18 protein-coding genes and 1 pseudogene are annotated in these 22,543 nt (G+C 52.0%); 4 read left to right on the top strand and 15 right to left on the bottom strand.

Going from position 1 to position 22,543, the window contains the following annotated elements; translation table 11 throughout:
* Positions 1-237: 237 nt before the first annotated feature.
* The 4 genes from ACFO1S_RS17940 to ACFO1S_RS17925 form a co-directional block, all read right to left on the bottom strand.
* Entirely contained in the window at positions 238-873 is a 636-nt protein-coding gene (locus ACFO1S_RS17940) for a glycoside hydrolase family 11 protein (RefSeq protein WP_204603952.1), read from the bottom strand.
* A 332-nt stretch (positions 874-1,205) separates the two neighbouring features.
* The gene (locus tag ACFO1S_RS17935) at positions 1,206-1,865 is read right to left on the bottom strand and encodes a DUF4386 domain-containing protein (protein WP_204603951.1); all 660 of its coding nucleotides are present in this window, start codon (positions 1,863-1,865) and stop codon (positions 1,206-1,208) included.
* 67 nt (positions 1,866-1,932) lie between these two features.
* On the bottom strand, positions 1,933-4,068 hold the full coding sequence (locus tag ACFO1S_RS17930) for a helix-turn-helix transcriptional regulator (RefSeq protein WP_378127259.1): 2,136 nt from the start codon (positions 4,066-4,068) through the stop codon (positions 1,933-1,935).
* Positions 4,069-4,226: 158 nt separating this feature from the next.
* The gene (locus tag ACFO1S_RS17925) at positions 4,227-4,676 is read right to left on the bottom strand and encodes a MerR family transcriptional regulator (RefSeq protein WP_204603950.1); all 450 of its coding nucleotides are present in this window, start codon (positions 4,674-4,676) and stop codon (positions 4,227-4,229) included.
* Positions 4,677-4,850: 174 nt separating this feature from the next.
* Between ACFO1S_RS17925 and ACFO1S_RS17920 the strand changes: the two genes are divergently transcribed.
* Complete coding sequence (locus ACFO1S_RS17920; protein WP_204603949.1) at positions 4,851-5,702, top strand: aldo/keto reductase; 852 nt, start codon at positions 4,851-4,853, stop codon at positions 5,700-5,702.
* 142 nt (positions 5,703-5,844) lie between these two features.
* Here ACFO1S_RS17920 and ACFO1S_RS17915 read toward each other — a convergent pair whose 3' ends face one another.
* The 3 genes from ACFO1S_RS17915 to ACFO1S_RS17905 form a co-directional block, all read right to left on the bottom strand.
* Positions 5,845-6,336, bottom strand: coding sequence for an SMI1/KNR4 family protein (locus ACFO1S_RS17915; protein WP_204603948.1), 492 nt, complete (start codon positions 6,334-6,336; stop codon positions 5,845-5,847).
* 62 nt (positions 6,337-6,398) lie between these two features.
* Positions 6,399-7,607: a hypothetical protein gene (locus ACFO1S_RS17910; RefSeq protein ID WP_204603965.1), complete on the bottom strand. Its 1,209-nt coding sequence runs from the start codon at positions 7,605-7,607 to the stop codon at positions 6,399-6,401.
* Between the two features lie 429 nt (positions 7,608-8,036).
* The gene (locus tag ACFO1S_RS17905; protein WP_204603947.1) at positions 8,037-8,615 is read right to left on the bottom strand and encodes a TMEM175 family protein; all 579 of its coding nucleotides are present in this window, start codon (positions 8,613-8,615) and stop codon (positions 8,037-8,039) included.
* Between the two features lie 253 nt (positions 8,616-8,868).
* Between ACFO1S_RS17905 and ACFO1S_RS17900 the strand changes: the two genes are divergently transcribed.
* Positions 8,869-10,233 (top strand): DJ-1/PfpI family protein, encoded by a 1,365-nt coding sequence (locus tag ACFO1S_RS17900; protein WP_204603946.1) that lies wholly within the window; start codon positions 8,869-8,871, stop codon positions 10,231-10,233.
* Positions 10,234-10,336: 103 nt separating this feature from the next.
* Here ACFO1S_RS17900 and ACFO1S_RS17895 read toward each other — a convergent pair whose 3' ends face one another.
* The 8 genes from ACFO1S_RS17895 to ACFO1S_RS17860 form a co-directional block, all read right to left on the bottom strand.
* Complete coding sequence (locus tag ACFO1S_RS17895; protein ID WP_204603945.1) at positions 10,337-11,575, bottom strand: copper amine oxidase N-terminal domain-containing protein; 1,239 nt, start codon at positions 11,573-11,575, stop codon at positions 10,337-10,339.
* A gap of 54 nt (positions 11,576-11,629) precedes the next feature.
* Positions 11,630-12,988 (bottom strand): phosphoglucosamine mutase, encoded by a 1,359-nt coding sequence (gene glmM / locus ACFO1S_RS17890; RefSeq protein WP_204603944.1) that lies wholly within the window; start codon positions 12,986-12,988, stop codon positions 11,630-11,632.
* Between the two features lie 4 nt (positions 12,989-12,992).
* Positions 12,993-13,931: a glycoside hydrolase family protein gene (locus ACFO1S_RS17885; RefSeq protein ID WP_204603943.1), complete on the bottom strand. Its 939-nt coding sequence runs from the start codon at positions 13,929-13,931 to the stop codon at positions 12,993-12,995.
* Complete coding sequence (locus ACFO1S_RS17880; protein ID WP_204603942.1) at positions 13,924-15,276, bottom strand: nucleotide sugar dehydrogenase; 1,353 nt, start codon at positions 15,274-15,276, stop codon at positions 13,924-13,926. The genes ACFO1S_RS17885 and ACFO1S_RS17880 overlap by 8 nt, the downstream gene beginning before the upstream one ends.
* 28 nt (positions 15,277-15,304) lie before the next feature.
* Positions 15,305-16,108, bottom strand: coding sequence for a response regulator transcription factor (locus ACFO1S_RS17875; RefSeq protein ID WP_204603941.1), 804 nt, complete (start codon positions 16,106-16,108; stop codon positions 15,305-15,307).
* Between the two features lie 230 nt (positions 16,109-16,338).
* Complete coding sequence (locus ACFO1S_RS17870) at positions 16,339-17,739, bottom strand: glycosyltransferase family 2 protein (RefSeq protein ID WP_204603964.1); 1,401 nt, start codon at positions 17,737-17,739, stop codon at positions 16,339-16,341.
* A 68-nt stretch (positions 17,740-17,807) separates the two neighbouring features.
* Entirely contained in the window at positions 17,808-18,977 is a 1,170-nt protein-coding gene (locus ACFO1S_RS17865; RefSeq protein WP_204603940.1) for a hypothetical protein, read from the bottom strand.
* Positions 18,978-18,999: 22 nt separating this feature from the next.
* Positions 19,000-21,255: a hypothetical protein gene (locus ACFO1S_RS17860; protein ID WP_204603939.1), complete on the bottom strand. Its 2,256-nt coding sequence runs from the start codon at positions 21,253-21,255 to the stop codon at positions 19,000-19,002.
* Positions 21,256-21,626: 371 nt separating this feature from the next.
* On the opposite strand from ACFO1S_RS17860, the gene ACFO1S_RS17855 reads away from it, so the two are divergent.
* The gene (locus ACFO1S_RS17855; RefSeq protein ID WP_204603938.1) at positions 21,627-22,361 is read left to right on the top strand and encodes a transposase; all 735 of its coding nucleotides are present in this window, start codon (positions 21,627-21,629) and stop codon (positions 22,359-22,361) included.
* Positions 22,334-22,543, top strand: a pseudogene (locus ACFO1S_RS17850) (IS5/IS1182 family transposase); the annotation flags it as partial. The gene ACFO1S_RS17855 and the pseudogene ACFO1S_RS17850, both read left to right, overlap by 28 nt.

The raw sequence follows: 22,543 nt of genomic DNA, 5'->3' as shown, positions 1-22,543 counted from the left end.
TTTAGTTTGATGTGCCCTTTTTCCTCGGCTGCGTGGCTTAACTGCCAAGAAAATTTCCATTTCTAACGAATGAGGGACTTGACATCATACCGCTGGACTTATAAGGGATAGGAATCCAGTGAGACCATGGCGGCCTATCTAGAAGAAGGCCGCCGGCTGTGAAGCCGGCAGGCCTTAGCAATATCAATGATCGGCCGACTTCTCAGCCTTGAGGGCAGAGTCTAACGCTCCCCCTTGTCACCACACCGTTACGTTGGAGCTCCCGCTGCTTTGATAGCCCTCCGTCGCCAGCACCTGGAACGACCAATTGCTTCCCAGATACATGCCTTTGCTTGCCCATGCGTTGACATGGTTGCTGAACGTGATCGCAACGTTGCTACCCGTCCCTCTCTTCGACTGACGGACGCTCCAGAACTGTTGGAACGTTTGCGTGCCGTCGATAGACGGCGCATTATAGCGCATGGACGTATAGATGTCATAGGTGCCCCCGTCGCTATACACGGAGCCTTTATACGTTCCGGTAGGCCGATAAGTGCCCCAGCTGTCCACGACGTAATATTCGATGAGCGAGTTTCTCGTCCATCCGTAAAGAGTCAAATACCCGTTGCCGGACGGCGCCCATACGCCGGCATTGTAGTTGATGGTTCGCGTCGGCGATCCTGTATTCCAGCCCTTGCCGACAACGAAATTCCCGGTGTTGTACCAGTTCACGCTGTAATTTCCTCCGGACCCGTTCACCGCGTTAACGGTTCCGCCGCCATCTGTCCAATTTTGCCAGTAGTCGGTCGCTGCGCTTGAGGTTGCCGCGAACAAGCTGAAGCTCATGGAAGCGGCCAAAAATGTGAGAAGAAATTTCTTTTTAAGCTTAAACATAATCTTCCTCCTTAAAGTGTTGGGAATGGGTACTGCTCTCCTGCATGCTGTGTGTCTGTTGTTTCTCTTGCAGAACAAAACCTGGTCTTGCCCTATGCCGAGAAATTAACGCTTCCACCTCCTTTCCCTGTAAATTATAATTTGTAAGCGCATACAAGTTAACCGGATAAACTATAGATTTATCTCCATATTTTTAACTTATCTTTCCATTCCGATCAGATGAGGATCAAGGAGGACTGGGTCTTATCCTTTAATAGAAAAAAAACGTCCCGCTAAGGGACGCTGTGTGGGAATGGATCGATTAACAGAAGCCAGGCCTGCAATTTGTTTGATCAGATTTCCTCCTTGCGAACATTGAATCCTTTGACAATGATCCAAACGGGAAACGCGATTTCGAATACTGCCCCCGGAACATACAGAACGGGTCCGATTTCTTGGCCGAGGATCGCCAGACAGCTGCTCGCCAACAATGCCGCATACCCGATGAAACCGATGACCGCCAATAATCGCGGAACCAGCCTTGATCGATAGAGTATATGACAAAGCAACAAGCTGCCTAAGCTCAGCACGAGCATGGCTATTTGAAACAGCACAGAATGCGCGTCTATCAGTAGATGGCCTATCGTTTGAAAGTAAGAATCCTTGGGCGTACCTGCGGAGATGTAACTTCCGCTAAGCTCGATAAGGATAAGCGGACAGATTGCGCTTAGGATAAGCAGCGCAGACTCCAGAATCCGCGATGCGAAGTATCCCGCTGCGAACGCTTCATTGTGCTTCTTTAAGATTGGATACAGAAGCATGGCAATCCCCGCCACCGCCATGGCGTTAATCAATTCAAGCAACGATCCCCAAACCGCGTTTGTCGAGTCCGGATACAGATTGGAGAGGAAATCCGGTTGATTGAGAACCGGGTTCAGAAGCCCGCTTCCGATCATGTAAGCACCTGTCGACACCAGAAACAACAGCCCTGCCGCTCTTGCAATCTTATTCATGTTTATCTCCTCTTGGCTAATTGATAAAAGCAGTATAGCTCGAAGAGGATTGGGGCCTGTAGACACTTTAGTGTGGTTTACGGGTGTTCTTGAACAAATTCAGCTCGTCGGCGCGAGCGATTGCTTCCGTTCTTCTATGCACCTGAAGCTTTTCGAAAATCCTGCGATTGTACCCCTTGACCGTGTCCAAGGCCAAAAAGAGCTTCTCGCCGATTTCCCTGTTCGAGAGCCCCTTGGCTATGAGCTCGAGCACTTCGAATTCTCGCTGGCTGAGCGGCTCGATCAGCTTGCTCTTCATCCCGTTATGGCGTACGCGCTCCAAGCCAAGCTGCGCTTCACGAAGAGCTTGAACCGGCAGATCGCCGCCCAGACGCAGTGCCTCTTGATAACATTCCGCCGCCGAACGGGTCCGACCTGCCTCTTCCTCCATTTGACCTAGCCCAATCATGGCCATGGCAGCCATCAGTTGATGCCCCATTACCAGGCTGTTCGATATGACCTCGTTATAGGCCTCGCGTGCTTCGGAATGAGCTCTGCTCCGCTGGCAAGCGACGCCCAGCATCCAGGCTGCTGCCGTCCGCACGGGGATATTATCCGGTCGCAGATACGAGAGCGCACGGCGAGAATAGACAATTACATTCTCAAGCCCTTGATTTCCGCTTGTCCACACCTCGCTTGCAGGCGCAATCAGCCCGACAAGCTCATCGGTCTTGTCGCCCTCTCCCGTGTTTTGCATGGTCGCTTCGGCAGTCCGTAATTTTCGTTCAACTCCGTCAGGATTGCCGGTCAACGCCAAGGATGACAGTGTCGCCCGAGTCGCGGCAATCAGTCCGATCAGATCCCTGACGCCGATGTCCTGTTCCGCACCTGTCAGGGCCGCCTCTGCCGCTCGCAGCTTGTGTTCGACGCCTGTCGGCTTGCCCGCAATCAGCAGGGCTGAACCATACATCACCCACAACGCGGGTCTGCAATCCAATTCCGCGGCAGGCAACGACCCCAGCCAGGTCAGCGAAATGCCCGCAGCCCCGCGAAGGTGCAGCGGCATTCCTTTGCCTTCGAGCAGGCGCGCGGTACGATCGATGTCATTGGATTCCACGGCATGGCGAAACGCTTCGACTTCGAAGCCGTTGTTCTCATACCAGACGCTTGCTCGTTTATGCAGTTCCTCGATACGGCTTCCGTCCAGACTTTCTTGCAGCCTTCTGCGAAGTAAATCGGCAAACAAATGGTGATAACGATACCACCGCCGTTCATTGTCCAAGGGTACGACGAATAAGTTCTTGCGTTCAAGCTCCATTAAAGCTGTCTTGCCGGAAACCGCGAGATCAAGCACGATGGCATCGCATAGAGCCCCGCACAGACGGTCGAGGATCGATGTTCGCAGCAAAAAGGTTTGAACGTCTTCCGGTTGCCGCTGCAGGACTTCTTCTATCAGATAATCCAGCACGAAATGATGGCTGCCCGTGAAAGACTGAATGAGCCGATCGGCGTCATGATCTCCCTGGATGGAAAGCGCAGCCAAATGCAGCCCCGCAACCCAGCCTTCGGTGCGTGAATCCAACGAGATGATTTTATCCCTAGACAGGTTAAGACCCATGATACGGTTCAAAAAATCTTCGGATTCGGAGAGCGTGAATCTCATGTCGGCAGCTCGCAGCTCGGTCAATTGATCCCGAACTCGCAATCGGGCCAGCGGAAAACTCGGGTCCTTGCGGGTCGTCATGACGAGATGCATCTGAGCGGGAAGATGCTCAAGCAGGAAGTACACGGCATCGTCGATCAGCTTCGAATTTACCGCATGATAATCGTCAAGAACAAGTACGAAAGGATGCGGAATGGCCGCGATCTCGTTAAGAAGAACGGTCAGCATCGACTCGGTCGGCGGCAGTTGGGGAGTCTGAAGCATAGCCAGTACGCCTTCTCCTATATTCGCCTCAAGCGTCTGCAGCGAGAAGATCATACAGGTTAAAAAGCGCGTAAGTTCATTGTCCCCTTCTTCGAGCGACAGCCAGGCGGCCGGCCGCCCGCAATCGGCAAGCCATTCGCAAGCTAAAGTTGTTTTGCCATAGCCTGCGGGAGCGGAGATCAGGGTAAACTTGCGGTATAAGCCCTTGCCGAGTCTTTCGGTTAACCGCGGGCGTAGAACCGCTTCCGGCCGAGGCGCAGGGATATAAAGCTTGGTGGCCATGATAGGGGTAGACATATCTATTCAACCATCCTGCCGTTAGCTTAAAATCGGTTCAGCTATTTTCTATACATATATCATATTCACGGCATAAGACCAAGCCCCCGAAGAGGCAGGCACCGGCTAGTCGTACCCGGCTTGGACCAATATTTTCGCCTGGCTCTTGTCCTTCACGCTCACGCCTTCCGAACAGAGGGCGTGTAAAATACATCACAATGCATATGCTGAATTTTGTCCCAGCTTCCGGGATTGGTCGTGTCTGGAGAGCGGTGCTCCAGAATGGCCTGATACAGGTCGATTTTTTGTTCCAAATGGGCAACGTGCTGTTTGGCTTCTTCGAGCTTAACAAGTGCCTCTTCTTTATGTTCCATCATGAGTGTGCAGCGCTGCGGAATGGTCGAATCCCCTTCAAGACAGAGATCGACATACATTTTAATGACTTCAATCGGCATCCCGGATTGCTTGAGGCATTTGACGCCAAGCAGCCAGTTGATCGATTCTTCGTCGAACATCCGAATGTTGTTTTGATTGCGCTGTACGCTGGGCACCAGACCTTTATCTGTATAAAAGCGCACTGCGTGCTCAGTGAGTCCCGTTATCTGGGAGGCTTCTTTGACCGTATGCATGTGAAATCCTCCTTGGAAAATAAACTTTTGAAGACGGCTTGACTTCGTGTAACACGAAGGTAATAGGCTTATTGTAATGCAAATCGGCCGTAAGTGAAATCCCCACTGTGGTGTCGGATTTCCGGGATCTGCGGCCGTTTGCCGTTTTACATTTGAACCATGGGAGGAATTACAATGCAGACTGTAACATTGAACAACGGTGTGAAAATGCCGATTATCGGCTTCGGCGTCTACCAGATTCCCGATGCTGAAGAGTGCGAGAACGCAGTATACGAAGCGCTAACGGCCGGCTACCGCCTGATCGATACCGCCGCCGGTTATCTGAATGAGGAAGCGGTTGGACGCGCAATCAAGCGCAGCGGCGTACCGCGTGAGGAGCTCTTCATCACGACCAAGCTCTGGATTCAGGATGCCGGCTACGAGAGTGCCAAGCTTGCTTTTTCCAAGTCCTTGAAGAAGCTGCAGCTCGACTATCTCGATCTATATCTTATTCACCAGCCGTTCGGCGACTACTACGGTGCTTGGCGTGCAATGGAAGAGTTGTACCGCGAAGGCAAGATCAAGTCGATCGGCGTCAGCAACTTCCTGCCCGACCGTCTGATGGACCTCATCGTGCATAACGAAATCGTGCCCGCCGTCAACCAGATCGAAACGCACCCGTTCTACCAGCAGACGGAAAGTGCCTCTTTCATGAAAGAGCAGGGAGTTCAACATCAGTCATGGGCACCGTTCGCTGAAGGACTTAACAACATGTTCGGCAACCAAGTGCTGGCCTCGATCGCAGAAAGACACAACAAATCCGTCGCACAGGTCGTGTTGCGCTGGCTTGTTCAGCGTGATGTCGTTGTAATTCCAAAGTCGGTGAGAAAAGAGCGGATCGTCGAAAACCTCAACATTTTCGATTTTGAGTTAGGCGTGGACGATATCGAACAAATTTCCGCCCTTGATACACGAGAAAGTCTTTTCTTATCCTACCACGATCCGAAATTCGCCAAGATGCTGGGCACCTTGAGAGTCGATCTGTAAACATTGTTGAGCCATCAACTCATCACCCGTTTCTCCTCTATTTAAGAAAGGACAGGGCGCCCCTGTCCTTTCATTACTTGAATTGAGCCTTAACTTCAACTCTGAACTCGATGTGCTTAATCGCACTATCCTCATTCATTTATCACTGGAGCTCTATTGAATTCGACATAATCAATTCAAGAAATTGTTCAAGAGTGCTTGCTACTTTATCGACTTCCTCAAATTCGGGCTCATATCCACGTACAATAGCCCCATTCGTTAAATCAATCGCATAGAAGGAATATCCACCCTCAACCGACATAACGATTGGCACATAATTATCCCACCACGCCGTTATTTGCGACTTCCAAATAGAATCATCCATTGCAGCTTCTAGACTCAGCACCTCAAATTCATTCCACTTAAATGCAAGGTCTGAGCTATTATTGAACTCATCCTCGCAGTTAAACCAAGTCTTCTCGTTCGGTGTAATACATCTTTTAACCCTACGTAAAAAATCTAAAAATTCATTTGGGATATCTTTATATCTAGATATAACACTACTACTTAAATTTAATTCGAACCCGGATTTTCCGGCTATATCCCAGCCGTTCTCATTAGCCCAAGTCATAAACTCGCCGATTTTTTTATTCATATTCATTCCTTCTATATCGTTTTCTAAGCAATTGCCTACTTGCTATTCATAACTCATTTCATTCAATAATCGCGCGCAGCGTCGAACCAACGTTGGGCCAGTTCCTCTGTTATAGGCTGGCCGATCTGGTGATCGGACTGGCTGAGCTGCCACACCGCTTCGCCAAGGTCTTCTCGTTCGGTGGTTTCGATGCCTTTAAGGGTATTGAAGCGCACGGTGAAAGCGGTAATGGCTGCCTCGGCATCGGCAAAGCTGCGGGCCTGGGCCAAGGCCGCCTGTGCAACGTTGTAGGCTTCGTTAGCCAGCTTGGCTAGACGTTTGGGCCAGGACGAGAACGGGCGCCCGAGCTCGGTCGTCCACCACTCCGCCTTTCGCAGTTGGCTTACTGAAGCATAGCCGGTCCATGGGCGGGTATTAGCGCGCATTTTCATTTGCTGCTTTAGCCGCTTGCCCGCGGCATCTTCCACATTGTAGGCGATGAATCTATCAAGCAGCGGCCACGCGTTCAAAGCCGGCAAGTCCCCCAGCTCAGGCATGAAGCGCAGCTCCAGGTTCGTTAACCGGTCAAGATGAGCCAACAGGATCAGGTCGCAGAAATTCCCCCACAAGCTCAGTGAGTTCAGGTTTGGGAACCGGTTCAGACACTCCAGCGAGATGGGCTGTCCCATAGGCGCATTGTGCAGCGTCAGACTCGTCACCTGGTACAGATCCCCCAGGTCGGGCAGCACGAAAGGAGTATCATTCTTGCGTCGGCCGGTGCGGGGCGCTAGGGACAGAGAGGATGGCATATCGCCAGTGGCCGAGAAGCGTGATAGATCGCCGGACACGCTCAGGCGACAATGCCCTTTCGGAAGCTTCAGGCTCAGATGCCCCCCGACTTCGTCCATCTCGATATGCAAGCCATGCACATTGGACCGGCTGGCGTCCGCCGTCGTGTCTGCAGGCAGAATCGGAGCCCACGTCATCTCTTCAATGGGACGACTCTGCGCCCAGTCGAAGAAGCTTGAGTCACTGCCTGTATAGATCAGGTATCGCGGCCAGGGCGAGCCCGCCGGCGTAGCGAAGGCTTCGAATACGGTCCAATCGATGCGCGCATCAGACGCAACATGAAGGTCTGCCTTCTTCCGCAATTGCGACGGTCCTATGGCTAGACTACCCACACCAGGCTTAATGACAAGTGTGTGGCTGTGAGGACCGGTCAGATCGAGGGGATAACGCCCGGCTTCCCTTACAGAACCGGCAGGAGGACGAGCTTGGTTATCATCTGGCATTTCTGTCATCCTTTCTTCTATTTAAATAAAAAACACCGCTTCGTTTGGTAACGCGAGGGTGTCGATGTCAAACACTTCCATACAAAAATGGGTTTGTCCCTATGTTAGAACACCCATTCGACCCGAATCAACCGCCAAATGAACTAAAGTTCGCGGTTCAAATCTACTCCAGTCATTACGTTCGACCGTCTGTAGATAGGACGCACGCCCCACCCTCATTGTTCGCTCTGGAGCTTACTAAACAGGAGTTACATTCGCTCATGGCGTCTGCGTCAGATAAGTAAAAACGGCTTCGCCGTCCTTGGGTACGGCGGCAGACGTTTTGTATCGAGCTATCAGATGGGATAAGAAGTCCAAGTTTTATACTTTCTGATAGGGTAAAAAAAGCTCTTCGAAGCCCGCCTGCACGCGAGAATCGAAGAACTTTTCTTAGCGGCCTCTCAGAGCATACTCGATTCGCTTGTCCGGCAAGAACCAGATTATCGCAACGAGTACGAAAAAGACGCCTGATATCCAAGGACTCACATACGCGGTCAAGACCGCAGTCAAGTAGAGCGAGGGAGATATTTTCACTTTCCAGTCTTTTCCCATCGCCGCGACGAATGCGGAATCTCCTGAATGCTGGTTAACAATCGCGCGCTGAAGCAGCCAGTACGAGAGAGCCGCCAGTAGCAGAATAATCCCGTACAGCGCCGTTGGAGTGGCAGCAAAATGGCTTTCCCCCATCCAAGCTGTCGTGAACGGCACAAGAGATAGCCAGAAGAGCAGCAGCAAGTTAAGCCACATCAACCGCCCGTTCATCGTTCGCACCATATGCAGCAGATGATGATGATTGTTCCAGTAGATGCCGATATACACGAAACTGAAGATGTAGCTAAGAATTTTCGGACCAAGCTCGATTAGCGCATGCCAGTCATGGCCTTCCGGCAATTTGAATTCCAATACCATAATCGTAATGATAATCGCCAGTACGCCATCGCTGAACGCTTCCATTCGATTCGCTTTCATAAGGTTCACCTTTTCCCGCTTCCCGCGCTCTTTTAACCTATTCGATACCAGCAACTTAACTTTGCATAAAATCAAAATCTTGTCAAGCTTCACTCCACACTTTCGATCATAGAAACCAAGTGGAATACAGACCTGAGTCCAATGACCGCTCAAACTTTAGGCGGGCCTTCTACCGAACCGCAGACAGAGGATATGTTCATCTCGTCTTGTTAAACTTTAAGGGTAAGCAATCTAACTCGAAGGAGCGCAACAAGTGAAAACTTTCTTACGCATCATGATCTATCTCATCGTTTTTGTCGTCGTCGTAGGGGGGACAGGCGCCTTAGGGTTCGTGAATACAATGAATGCCGGAATGTCGGTTTACGATAGAGCCGCCCCTTCACTGACGGATGTGAAGGTACCTGAATATGACGCGAACAAACCGACGGTGGCTGTGCTGCTGGCGAACGAAGTGACGGAAGTGTTCGATTTTCTCGTCCCGTACGAGATGTTTGCAATGACTGAAGCTTACAATGTATACGGCGTTGCCCCCGATCGCGAAATTAAATCACTGACTGGCGGACTCGATGTCGTCCCGCATTATTCATTTAACGAGATGGATGCGATGCTCGGCAAAAGCCCGGACATTATCGTCATTCCGTATATGCCGATTCTGGACGAGAAAAAATATGCGCCCGTCCGTGAATGGATGCGGAAGCACTCGAGCGCCAAGACGACATTGCTCACCATATGCAACGGAGCTGAAAATCTGGCGGATACCGGCTTGCTGAACGGCAAATCGGCTGCAACGCATTGGGGAGACATCAACCGGCTCATTAAAAAATATCCGGAAATCCAGTGGGTGAAAGATCGGCGCTACGTCCCGCAAGACAATATCGTATCTTCTGCCGGTCTGACATCTGGGATCGATGCTGTGCTATACGTCATCTCCCAACAGCTGGGCGAGGCCGCAGCGAAGAAAGTGGCGGGAGAGATGAACTATCCCTCATACGATTACGTGACAAACCCGCAAATGAAACCGTTCGTTGCCGGGCTGAGCGATATAACGTACGTACTGAACAACGCTTTTCAATGGAACAAAGTAAAGGCGGGCGTGCTGCTGTATAACGGCGCCGATGAACTGGATTTGTCCGCAGCATTCGATACGTACGCCGCTTCCGGTACGACGACGACGTTGACCGTCTCCAGCGCGAACGAACCGGTCGTAACGAAGCACGGCCTGAACCTAGTCGCGCGTTATCAGATAAAAGACGTGCCGAAGCTATCGAAAATGATTGTTGTCGGTGCCGATGTCGAGTCTATAGCCGCCGAAGACATCAGCCAATGGAAAAGCAGCGGCAACAGCGCGGAACTGCTGTTCCTGCACCGCGACGCGGCGGATCGGTTTGCAATGGATCCCGCATTCGAGGATTTGGCCGGGCAGGAGGATATCCCGACGGCGAAATTTGCGGCCAAGCGGCTCGAATATCGCGCCACCGATCACCTGAAGCTGGAGGGCAGCTCCTTCTCTTTTGAAGCGTTTGGCATACCTGTTTTGCTCAGTGTCCTGTCCTTGCTCATCGCTTATTTCATCGATCGGCGCTTTATCCGCAGGAAAAAGGGAGCATCCGCAGATTAATCTAATATTCCCTTGAGTTACGATTATTAAAATAACCGTCAATCTCGCTTGTTCCGCGAAATTGACGGTTATTTCGTTTAGCGGTCCCGGTCAGGAATGCCTGTTACTTGGCTTTCTCAACCATTGCAGCCCAGCTTCTGTAGTCATGAATGGCCATTCCCGCATAGCTGGCATATCGGAAAAGCTCCCCATGCGCAGTCTGCAGCTCTTGCTCCATGTATTCGACGCTCTTGGCATAGAACGATACGCGATCGCCCTCCAGGCTTTTGGCGGTCTCCACCGCCACGATCACCTGCTTGTTAAGCGCGGAGGCTTCCCGCAATATGACCTGAGCATTGTCGACGATCCCGTTCTTCCCCAGCGCATGATTGCGGTAATCCATAATGACGAGGCAATCGAACTTCTCCAGCAGCCACGCGCTCATGCTGTAGTCGGTGTCGGGCACCTTCACTTCATGAAGCCAATAAGGGACGTCCATCGTCATCTTCAAGCCGCTTCCTTCGGCTTCCTGTTCAATCCACCTCAGGTTATGTATCCATTGTTCAAGAATGCGCTTGGAGTCGGTTCGCCAATCGGCCAGCAGATACGGTTCGATATCGAAGTGCAGGCCGCCGAAACGCGCTTCCTCCCCGACGGACGCATTGTACTGCAGCGTCCAGGCAATGAAGGATTTAATGGGGTCCCGATTCGTCGTTAAAGCCCACTCGGGGCGACCGGCCAGCGCCTCCACCCGGATCTGCCGTTCTGTGGCCCTTCGAACGAAGTCTTCATACACGGCAGGTGCAATGTCCCGATTCACATGCAGGTAAATCGCCGTCACGTCTTGCTTGCTTGCAAAGCTCAGGATACGATCCCGCTCTTTCTCGATGAGGCTTGCGTCCCAGATCCACGTGCCTTTAGGCATTTTCGCCGAAGTCGTCACGACGGCCAGCTTGCTTTTCGCGTCCCATTCCACCTCCGCTTGAAAGATTTCGCCGATCAGCCGAAGCGGAATCATCGTACGGTTGTTTTTGGTCGTCGCGGGCGGATTGAAGGCTACCGGCTTCCCATTCACTTGCGCCACGTTATGGCCGACCGTCAAGCGAACCGTCTGATCTCTATACGTGAAAGTCATCTGGTTCAATCGTCCATTCCATGTCATCTTGGCGCCCAGCGTTTCGACTACAAATCTGGCCGGTACCATCGTACGGTTGGACTTGCGATCGACATACGGAGGCTCGTCCGGGAAAGTCACAGCCTGCCCGTCGACGACGACCTGGATCCGGGAAGCGGCAGGCGCGGCAGGCGCGAAAATAACGGCGCTAAGGGCGACCGTCAACAAACAGATGAGCCACCTCTTCATAGCCTGCCACCTCGGGAAGAAGTAAAGGCCCCGTCATGGTCGATTTCCATCTTGTTAAGCCGGATGGAATGCCAGCTCTTCCTTGACGACTTCGACAAGAAGATCGACAAAGTTGGTAAGCCGTTGCTCATCCGGTCCCTCCGCCATGACTCGGACGATCGATTCCGTGCCCGAAGGACGAACGAGCACTCTTCCGCTTCCGCCCATCTGATTTTCTACCGACCTGACGGCTGCCTGGATTCGGGGATTGCCCGTCAGCCTCGTCTTGTCCCCTACCGGAACATTCACGAGAAGCTGCGGATACTTGACCATGCCCTGGGCAAGCTCGCTTAACGACCGATCTTCGGCCCTCATCGCGTTCATCAGCTGAATCGCGCACAGCATGCCGTCTCCGGTCGTACTGTAGTCCAGCATGACGACATGGCCCGACTGTTCCCCGCCCAGGTTGTATCCGCCCTGCAGCATTTCCTCCAAGACGTAGCGATCTCCGACTTTGGTTTGTTTGGCCTCTACCCCCTTGCTCTCCAGCGCCTTGTAGAAGCCCAGGTTGCTCATCACGGTAGAAACCACAGTGTCGCGATTCAACCGCTGATGCTTCCTCATGAATTCGGCCAGAATAAAAAGAATGTGGTCCCCGTCCACGATCGCTCCCTTCTCGTCGACGGCAATGAGCCGATCCGCATCCCCGTCGAAGGAAAGTCCCAGATGGGCCTGATGCTCCAGAACCGCCCGTTGAACCGCTTCGGGGTGCGTGGAGCCGCAATTCTCATTAATATTCAGCCCGTCCGGTTGATGGGCCAGCACGATCGCGTCCGCGCCCAAATCGCGGAAAAGCCGGGGGGCAAGCCTCGATACCGCGCCGTTGGCGCAATCCAGAACCACCTTGAGCCCATCGAAGCTGTGATTGACCGTCGATTTCAAGTAGGAGACGTAGGCTTGCCCGCCTTCGAGATCGTCCTGTGCCGCCCCTACGTCCGCGCCGATCGGACGAGGAATCCGATCCTCATCCGCGTCCAGCAGCGATTCGATCTCCGCTTCCAGTTCATCCGACAGCTTAAAGCCGTCGCCGCCGAAAAATTTGATCCCGTTATCCGCCACAGGATTATGCGACGCGGAGATCATTACCCCGGCATCCGCCCCCCTTGCTTTCGTCAAGTACGCCACGCCCGGCGTAGAGATGACGCCCAAGCGCAGGACGTCCGCGCCGATCGATAATAGGCCTGCCACAAGAGCCGCCTCCAGCATTTCTCCCGAAATGCGCGTATCCCGTCCGATGAGAATGACAGGGCGTTGTCCTTGCTTATTCCGGGTCAATACATAACCGCCTGACCGGCCTAATCGAAATACCAGCTCTGGAGTCAGCTCCGCGTTCGCGACGCCTCTTACCCCGTCCGTTCCGAAATATTTTCCCATACGGTTATCCTTCCTTTCCTGCGTGCCTGCCGGACTCCGAGGCTTCCCTCCAGCTCTTGAAGTTATGAATGGAGAAGCCTCCATATCCGGAGTACCGCTGCATGAACATATGGCTCAGCTGCATTTGCCGATGCATGTCGGCAGTCCCTTGTCCATAAAAAGTAACGTGCTCTCCCTCGTCGGTAGGGGCCGTTTCCAAACCTATGATCACCGGCTTCCCTGCTCTGGTGCCTTCTTTGATCATCGGCAGGGCGTTGTCTATGATGCCGTTCTCTCCGATGGCGAAATTCCGGTAATTCATGAGCACAACGCGGTCGAGCCGATCGAGCATCCAGGCCCCCAGGCTCACGTCCTCGCGGGTCGGAACCTTGTGAATCCAGAAAGGAAGATCGGCCGATATGCGCGAGGATGCATGCGGCTTCATCCTGTCGACCAAATACGCCACATTGCCCATCCATTGGCGTACGACCTCGTCGCGCTCCCGCTCCCATTCCTCCAGTAGATAGGGCTCAATGTCTACGTGGATGCCGTCGAACGCGGCCCTCTCGCCCACGGCTTGGCAATAGTCTTCCAGCCATTCGATAAAGGAGTCGATTTCCTGCCGATATTCGGTTAATCCCCAGGTCGGATCTCCTCCCAGCGCCTCGACTTCCATCCCCAATTCGTGCGCCTCCTCGATGAAGGCCCGATACGGTTCGAAGTCTTCGGATTTCCGGTCGACGTGCAGGAAGATCACGTTCACTCCCTGGCCCTCGGCAAAAGCGAGCATGCTGTTTTTGTCCTGCATTAAAGATTTCGTGTCCCACACCCATGTGGCGATGACAGGCGGCCTTTCGAATTGTCGTCTCAGCATAAGAACCGTTGCGATCGCCGTGCAGACGAGCACGGCGATCAAAATGATTTTAATGAGCTTTACCTTGCTTAGAGATTCGAGCTTAGGCACCGACAAGAACTTTCGCGTCTTGGTGTTGAATTCCGGTTCCCAGCTTATGAATGTTATCCGACTTGATATCGGCAAAAGCGTTGCGCGTATCGATGATCGGAACGCCCATCTCCGCCAGCTCATGATAGCTGAAGCTTCGGTGATTGGTGATTAGCACCATGCAATCGTATTGGGCGAATGCGTCCGGATCGTATTTCACCGTATGAACGACGCGGTCCTGCTCGTCTTTGAACGAAGTCGCATACGGATCGTAATAGTCGACCTTCGCCCCGCTTGTTTTGAACAATTCATAGATTTCCAGACCGGGAGATTCGCGCAGATCGTCGATATCCGGCTTATAGGACATACCCAAGATCAGAACCTTCGAGTTGCGGATCGATTTGGCGTATACGTTCAGCACTTGGGCCGTTTTGTTCAGTACGTACTCCGGCATGTTGTCGTTAATCGATTGGGCCAATTCGATAAATTTGCTGTAGAAGCGGAATTCCTTGGCTTTCCACGACAAATACATCGGGTCGAGCGGGATGCAGTGACCGCCGATTCCCGGCCCCGGATAGAAGGACATGAATCCGAACGGCTTCGTGGAAGCCGCCCGTATGACTTCCCATACGTCGATCGTCATGCGATCGCACATCATGGCCAATTCGTTGACGAACGCGATGTTGATGCTGCGAAACGTATTCTCAAGCAGCTTCGACATCTCCGCCACTTTAGGCGAGGACACCGGAACGACGGTTTTGACCACGTTGTTGTACAGCGTGACGCCAAGCTCCTTGCATTGCTCGGTCGTTCCGCCGATCACCTTGGGCGTATTGTAAGTATTGAAGTTGGGATTCCCGGGATCTACGCGTTCCGGCGAGAAGCACAGGAAGAAATCCCGGCCCGCCGTTAATCCCATAGCCTCAAGCTCATATTGAATCAATTCCTCCGTCGTTCCGGGATATGTCGTGCTTTCAAGAACGATCAAGGTTCCCTTCTTGATATATTTCTTGATCTCGTTCACGACGCTCACGATAAAGGAGGTGTCCGGGTCCTGGTTCTCGCTTAACGGAGTCGGTACGCAAATACTGATCGTATCCAATTCCCGAATCGTCTCGTATCGGCTCGTCGGCACGAACTTCCCGCTGACTACGGCATCGGCCACAGCGGCGCTGGGCACGTCTTGAATATAGGACTCCCCGCCAAGAAGCGTATCCACCTTGCGCTGATCCAGGTCGATGCCGTATACGGTAAAGCCGCCCTTGACCATCTCCATCGACAGCGGCAATCCGACGTATCCCAGTCCCACGACGCCAACCTTCGCCGTTTTATTCTGCAAGTTTTCTTTTAACAGGGTGTATACCATCTATGATCCGCTCCTCGATCTCACAAGATTATGAGTTTGTCGTCAGTCTCTTGATTTTCCATTCCAATTCGGATATCGACAGCGGCTTGGTCACATAGTCGGCAGCACCTGATTCGTAAGCGCGACTTCTGTTCTCCGAAAGCTGCTTGTCCGTCAGAACGATCGCCTTGCCCTCATGCGAATCATGACGTTGAATGCTGCGAATGAGCTGGTAACCGTCGAGGATAGGCAAATTCAATTCGGTAATGACGAGGTCCGGAAACGTACGAACGAACATGTCGTAAGCTTCTTGCCCGTCCTTGGCCTCGTAGACGCGATATCCCTTCAGCTCCAGCCGAACCTTGATGAATTCGCGAACGAGATCGTCGGGATCGGCAATCAGGACGGACGTCTCGGCATTGGTCGCCGTAAAGAAGTGAATATCTCCTTCTATTCCTTTGCTGCGGATCGCCTGCTGCAGGAATGCCCCGATTGCGGATTCCGTCGGTTTTCCGCTCTCCGGAAAGCCGGCGACAACCACTTGCCCTTGCAGCAGATGCTGGTTGTGGAGAAAATCCTTTAAGGCGAGGGACGCGTAATGGGCGCTGCCCAAGGTCGCTCCTTCCAATACGACGCACAGAACCTGATTCGGATCGTCATAGCTCAGTTGAACCGATAGAGAGGCATCGTTGCCGCTCATCCGTAATTTCGCCTGCTCAAGCGTTTTGGGGTTCATACTCGCGCAAGGAGCCAATACGACTCCGCACGAGGCGCTCTTCAGGGTTGCCAAATGAATGGATTGCAGTAGCTGCAGCGTAATGTCCTGAATGCTGTTGCGAATCACAACGGCCATTTTCTCCACTCCTTTAATTTATATAGGTTGAACCAATGAATATTAGAAGACCGTTGCATTTCGAAAGGGATGGCTTGCCGGCTTCAGACAGCCTGTTTTGAGTTTCTTTGATGGATTAGACCTTTATAGGTGAGAAACTCAAAGCCAGAACTCGCGACAAACCATTCCCTTTCTCCATTGCACTCTGCCTGCTCATTGTTGTGTCTTTGGTTCAACCTATATATCTGATCTTATTTATTAAAATTGGTTCTAACCATCGTTCCCCACGTATTGTTGTTGCGGAAGAAGTCGATGTGTCCCAAGAACCTCCACAGAACGCCAACCTGGCGATACCCGAGAAACATGAGGAAAGAGTAAAGAATCATCTTATGGAGATCGCTCAGCTTCGGATAGCGGCTGAACGCCTTTTCCTCAATGTACAAAGCGCCGAGGCTAAGGATGAAGCAGGAGAAGAAGTTCACCAGCATAAAGACGGCGACCGTCTTCCAATCCGCCATATTCAGCAGCCAATAGCCGAGCATGGCGATTAAGCCGCTCAAGCGAAAGTACGGGTTTAACGTTTCGAACAAGATATTATAAGGAAGCGTCAACAGCCCGAATACCTTGTAGCGGGGGCGGAAGATCATATGCCTGCCTTCCTCGACCATGTTCTTCAGGTTGCCGCGACCCCAACGCATCCGTTGGCTGCTTAGAATCCGATACGTATCCGGCGCTTGCGTCCAGCACACGGCATCCGGACAAAACGCGACATGATACGGGATTTTGTTCTCCAGGCAATAGCGATGCAGCTTGATGACGATGTTCATGTCTTCCCCGGGATATCCGCCGCGGTAGCCGCCAACCGCAATTACCTTATCCTTCTGGAACACGCCGAAGGCGCCGGATACGATAATCAATCCGTTAATGGCGCTCCAGCCGATCCGGCCGCCCAAGAAGGCTTTGATATACTCGACGTTCTGAAGAGCCGGCCACCATTGCTTGGGGAACCGGATATTCTTGACCATTCCGTCCTCTACCGTGCAGCTGTTGACGATTCGAACGTTGCCCCCGACCGCCACGGTCTCTTCGGGATTTTCCATATACACTCGGGCGATTCGGGTCAGCGCATCCTTCTCCAGCAGCGAATCCGCATCGATCGTAGAAATCAACGGATGGCGGGAAAGGTTGATCCCGGCATTCAAGGAGTCCGCTTTCCCTCCGTTTTCCTTATCGATGAAATACAGATTCGGATATTCGGGATTGTGATAGTAGCCTCTGACTCTTTCGGTTTTAATATGGCTTGCAACAACAGGCTTGATCTCTCGAAGCTTAAACTCTTCGATCATGATGTTGGCCGTATTGTCCTTCGAGCCGTCATTCACGACGATGACCTCGTATTCCGGGTAATTCAGAGCCAATAGGGAGCGCACGTTTTCTTTAATCATTAACTCTTCGTTGTACGCCGGGACCAATAAGGACACCGCCGGTACGTGCTCCGAGCCGGACAGCTTCTGTACGCGATTGTATCGGATGCCCCGTTGAAGAGGGAGCGTATGCCGAATCGATAGGCCGAAGATCAAGAAATAGATGAACGTAATCGCCAATGCGTAATACATGGCGAAGTAGCCGTAGCCCAATAGAAAATCTCGCAAGAAGTTCAAGAATTGCTGCAAATAGTAATCCAGTATCCTCATGTTCGTTTCCCTCCCAAACCTGTTAGCTACACAACCCGATAGATTCGTTTGCTCTTGCCGAACTTTTTCTCGTAATGGTAAACCAACGAATTGTACCGGGTGAGCTGGTCAAGGTCATGGAGCCTCGACGATAGATATTGGATATGATCCTCAATAAGCCCGCGGAGGTATTCCCCTTGCTCCGACCCTCTTGCCTCTGCGGCGACCTCGCACAATTGAGCGATTCCACCTTCTCCAAGAAGCCATAACCCTTGCGCGCTGGCCTCGGAAACCCGCCGGCTTTTATCCAGCAAGGCGTTGCTCATGACATCGATATACGTCACCAGCTTCAGATCGGCGATCGCTTGAACCGTGAGGACGCGCACCTCATCCATCGAATGCCGAAGCAGCTTCTGCACGACGTTGCGGGGAATAAAATGAACGGATTTCAGATAGATTTCCACAGCCTTATATTGAATGGCGGCGTCCGGGGAATCGATGAGCCGGTAGACCGCCGATGCCACCTTCGGCTCGGTATAGTCCTTCAATCCGCGCAAGCCAATGTGTATGAATGCATGGCTCTCCCGTTGAATCAATTCGGCGAACAGAGCCCCGTGGTCGACATCCGCTTCTTTCACCATGTCGACCAGCAAATCGTAGAATCCCTTGTTGTGCCTCAGAACAGCCTGCACCATGTCCTTGACGTCTTGTTCGTTGCGAGCGCACTTCGCAATCGAACGGGCGATGACGAAGAGGGAAGAATTCCGTTGGTGCGATTGGAGAAGCTGGAGCAAAGCCGGAGCAGCCTCCCGTACTCTCATGCAGCCTAAGTGATACGCCGCATCGATTTTCACGGAATAGGAGCCTTTGTTCAAACGGTCCATGTGGTATTGCACCAAGCCCAAGCGTTCGCAGAGCTCCCGGCATTTGTCGCGAGCCGTTCCGGTAAAGTTCTCGATCATATCGTTCAAGCGCTCCTGCATCGCGTGCTGCTCCGCTTTGTTCCATGCAAACGGCGGTGGATTCAACGCTTCTTTTCCTTCGATATTGGCCAGAACATAGGTGAAGTAATCCTTGATTTTGAGCTCGAACCTGCGTTCCGTTCCGGCTCTTCTCAGATTTTTGATTTTCAGGGCATACACCACGACGGCGAAGGCCACATTCAGGACGATGAGCACATACAAAAATCGGATCGCCACATCAATGTTGATATACACAAATATAACCCTTCCTTCATGGTTACTTGGACACCGGTTGATTCACTGGTTGATTCACCGGTTGATCCGCTTCCCTCATCGCTTTTTGCATAATTCCGTAGCTCTGTTTCGGACGTTCCACGTACTCGACGTCGATGTCCTCCCACCTCTTCCAAGTGTAGAGCGGAAGCTGCGATACCGGATAAGGGCTGCTGCCTTCGAGTCCGACGACTTCCTTCGAGGCCTTGCGGACTATCCACGGCACGATGCGAACCCCCTCGACCTTCACGGATTCGAACTCCTTCGATCCCGTATCTGTGTAGCTAATCGCGCTGAGCGAGCTGGGATCGCTGAATCCCAGCAGCATCCAAGGAATCCGAATTTCCAGCACATTGCCCTTGGCCTGCCACATCGCCTTGGAATTGTAGTTCGGATCTTGCGAATTGCTCATTCCTCTCTGCAAATCTCCTACTTCAATATCGCCGAAGGGATGATCGACGCGAGCGTCCGGGTATTCAAGCAAATAGTTCACGACCAGCTTCCATGGCTTAAACAGCCCGCTATCATCCTCCAATTCTTCAGGATCATAAGCCAATATGTTCGATAGCTTGCCGTAGAATCGGGTATGGAGGTCATAGTTGGAGGCAATCATCATCTGCCCTTTATCCTCGTTTCCGAGTTCAATCAGCGTTTCCAAGCCTTCGTCCAGCGTCTTTCCCTGAAGCTGCGGCGCATGGCGATTGCCTCCCTTTAACGTATCGAACCCCAAATAAATAGAATCATTAGAAAATTCTAAAGATTCGGATAATTTAACCAAGAGATAGAGATATCCTTCATCGTGCGTAGCCCATATTTCATTGAAGCCTTCGATTTGCATATCCAGCTTGGTCTTATCCCCATCCTCAAGCTTGTCCCAGTCCGAAGCATCCCCGTCAATGTGAATCACATCATCCTTCCCCGGATACATGCCGAGCACGCCGAAGTGGGATTCGTTCGTGAGCGTGTTGTACCAATAGGCCCGCCGGTCGGGAATGTCGTAGTGCATCGTGTTCCAGGTTTTCTTGAACCACTCGTCCTGCCAGGTGAACAAGATCGCGCCGGAGTATCCCTCTTGATGGATCTGACGGAACATATCCGCATCCATCTCCCCTTGCGTCTTGTCGTCGTGCCCTCCCTGATCGCGTCCCAGCATGCCTGTGTGGGCAATGCCTTGCGAGGCGGGAACGCCAAACTCGGTAATCATAATCGGCATATCGCTGTGGTATTTCTTGAGCTTGTGAAGATAGGTTTTGTAGCTATCGATTTCACCTTTATCGTTCTTCATCGTCTGAAACGACTTGTCGAAGGTGAAGAAATCCGGGTAGTAAGGGTACACGTGATAGGAGGCAAAATAACCGGCATCCCAATCTACGGCGGTGATGTGCATCGGGTCGACGCTGACCATATCTTCGGCGACCAGCGGCTCGCCCGGATGTTCAAGCGGGTCGGTAGTCACCCAATTGGAGAAGGCAATCGGATGCTGCCAGCCGTGCTTCGCTTCCGTTGCGGCCGTGATGTCGACCATCTCGGCCAGCCATTTCTCAAAGGGATTAGCCTCGGGTTTGCTTTGAAAATGTTCCCCCTTATAGTCGGCCGCATCCGGATTGTTCTTATTCGTTCTCTTCACCATCACCGGGTCCCATTCCGTACCGACGATCCATCCCATGAGGTAGGGCCCGGCATTGAATACGTATTTCCCGCTGGCCTTGCCGGAATGCTCCTCGGCTTCGAGATCGATATTTCCATATACCGCTTCTACGGCTTCTTGAATCTCTTTTTCAAACTTCTGTTTGACCTTCGGATCAAAGGCGTTCTGGCCGGCGATCAGTTGCTCTTCCGGGCTCCATACTCCTTGAATGAAGAAGAGCGGATTATCCTGATGCTTCGCATTGTATCGGACCAACGATTCGTAAAACTCCGGCTTCAGAATGGTGTACACGCGGATGACGTTGGCGCCCATCTCCTGAATCATCTCGAACCATCTCATATAATCGTCCTTCGAAATCTCAAGCTCGCCGGGAAAATGTCCGGGAACGGCGGCTCCCATATTGACCCCTTTAGCGAAATAAGGGTTCCATGTTTGGTTATGATATTGTTCGATTTGCGTTCCGTTCGTCTTGAACTTCACCTGGACGCCATTGCCGATCTCGGCGCTTTCAACCTTGGCGACAGGCGGCATCAGCCAATATACAAGCGCTCCGCCTGCGATTGCAAGAACTAGTCCCAATCTGACGAAGCCATTCTTGAATAACTTTTTCATTGCGACCTTCCTCGTATTTGTCATCATTCCAACAGGATGGCTTTCCCATCCGGGGGTTGCGCTCCAATACTGTAGCACACCGCAATTAAGCCGTTCAACCAAACTCGGGCCTTCCCCGCATTAATAATTTTTTAGAACTTTAATAATAAATGAGAGAATGCGCGGTAATCTAATGCGGTCTGGTCTCATTAAGTTGTCATCCGTTCAGACTGTTGTAAATCGGAAAAGCAAGAAGGGGCTGTCCAGAAAGTCAGTAAAAACTGGCTTCTGGAAGCCCCGGTTGTATTCAATGTTAAAAATAGGAACATAAAAACCGTCTTTTCTTGTAAAATGAAAGTTACCACACAATCATTTGAAGAAGGACGGTTTTTATGCGTAATCTATCGACTACTACAGAACAGTATACCACGCAACAAACGATTCCTCTAGGAGATTTGGAAGAACAGTCGGCTTCCAAGCGGAATCTCATCCCTGCGTTCAAAGCCTACGACAACAAACAGATGCACATGATTTTGGATCTGGAAGCATTGATCCCTATTCATCATGTGGCTCGTGTCATCGATGAGATGATTGAAGCGATCCCTGACCAGCAGTTGTTTGCTCATTACATAGGTGGTGGCCGCAGCTCCTATCATCCGAAAATGATGCTCAAGGTGATCCTTTACGGCTACTCGCAAAAGGTCTACTCGTGCCGTGGTATCGAAAAGCTGCTGTACGAAAACATCCCGACCATGTGGCTGGCTGCGATGCAGCAGCCCGACTTCCGTACCTTAAATGACTTCCGCGGTGTGCGCATGAAAGCGTTCATGGACGAGTTGTTTGAAACGATGATTCACAAGCTCATCTCGGACAATTACATTACGATGGAGCAGTACTTTTTAGATGGCACGAAGATCGAAGCTGACGCGAACAAGTATTCGTTTGTGTGGAAAAAATCCACGCTGCGCTTCGAGGAGAAGCTCAAGGAAAAGGTAAAGGCGACCCTTGCACATATTCATACGCTAACACAGCAGGAAGCTGGCCCGTACACGGCGGCAGATCCAGAAGACCTCCCCGCCAGGCTCAATGAGCAGCGGTCATGCTGGAGGAGAAGGTCGAAGGATTAACAGAACAAATAGCCGAGGCAAGTGGTAGCGCAGAGCGGAAAAGCTTGCGCAAAGCGCGCAGTGCCTTGGAGCAGCCGCTAAACCAAATTCGAGAAGATTTTCTGCCTCGCTTAAACAGATATAAGCAGCAGAAAGCCTGCTTTGGCGACCGCAACAGCTATTCCAAAACGGACCCGGACGCC

This window comes from Cohnella boryungensis (genome assembly GCF_042651945.1).
GTDB lineage: Bacteria > Bacillota > Bacilli > Paenibacillales > Paenibacillaceae > Cohnella > Cohnella boryungensis.
Note: the sequence above shows the minus strand (reverse complement) of the source record. Positions and strands in the feature narration are given on the sequence as shown.

Excerpts from the sequence above, each read along its gene's own strand:
- ACFO1S_RS17940 (WP_204603952.1), bottom strand. The coding sequence starts at position 873 with ATGTTTAAGCTTAAAAAGAAATTTCTTCTCACATTTTTGGCCGCTTCC.
- ACFO1S_RS17935 (WP_204603951.1), bottom strand. The coding sequence starts at position 1,865 with ATGAATAAGATTGCAAGAGCGGCAGGGCTGTTGTTTCTGGTGTCGACA.
- ACFO1S_RS17930 (WP_378127259.1), bottom strand. The coding sequence starts at position 4,068 with ATGTCTACCCCTATCATGGCCACCAAGCTTTATATCCCTGCGCCTCGG.
- ACFO1S_RS17925 (WP_204603950.1), bottom strand. The coding sequence starts at position 4,676 with ATGCATACGGTCAAAGAAGCCTCCCAGATAACGGGACTCACTGAGCAC.
- ACFO1S_RS17920 (WP_204603949.1), top strand. The coding sequence starts at position 4,851 with ATGCAGACTGTAACATTGAACAACGGTGTGAAAATGCCGATTATCGGC.
- ACFO1S_RS17915 (WP_204603948.1), bottom strand. The coding sequence starts at position 6,336 with ATGAATAAAAAAATCGGCGAGTTTATGACTTGGGCTAATGAGAACGGC.
- ACFO1S_RS17910 (WP_204603965.1), bottom strand. The coding sequence starts at position 7,607 with ATGCCAGATGATAACCAAGCTCGTCCTCCTGCCGGTTCTGTAAGGGAA.
- ACFO1S_RS17905 (WP_204603947.1), bottom strand. The coding sequence starts at position 8,615 with ATGAAAGCGAATCGAATGGAAGCGTTCAGCGATGGCGTACTGGCGATT.
- ACFO1S_RS17895 (WP_204603945.1), bottom strand. The coding sequence starts at position 11,575 with ATGAAGAGGTGGCTCATCTGTTTGTTGACGGTCGCCCTTAGCGCCGTT.
- glmM (WP_204603944.1), bottom strand. The coding sequence starts at position 12,988 with ATGGGAAAATATTTCGGAACGGACGGGGTAAGAGGCGTCGCGAACGCG.
- ACFO1S_RS17880 (WP_204603942.1), bottom strand. The coding sequence starts at position 15,276 with ATGGTATACACCCTGTTAAAAGAAAACTTGCAGAATAAAACGGCGAAG.
- ACFO1S_RS17875 (WP_204603941.1), bottom strand. The coding sequence starts at position 16,108 with ATGGCCGTTGTGATTCGCAACAGCATTCAGGACATTACGCTGCAGCTA.
- ACFO1S_RS17860 (WP_204603939.1), bottom strand. The coding sequence starts at position 21,255 with ATGAAAAAGTTATTCAAGAATGGCTTCGTCAGATTGGGACTAGTTCTT.
- ACFO1S_RS17855 (WP_204603938.1), top strand. The coding sequence starts at position 21,627 with ATGCGTAATCTATCGACTACTACAGAACAGTATACCACGCAACAAACG.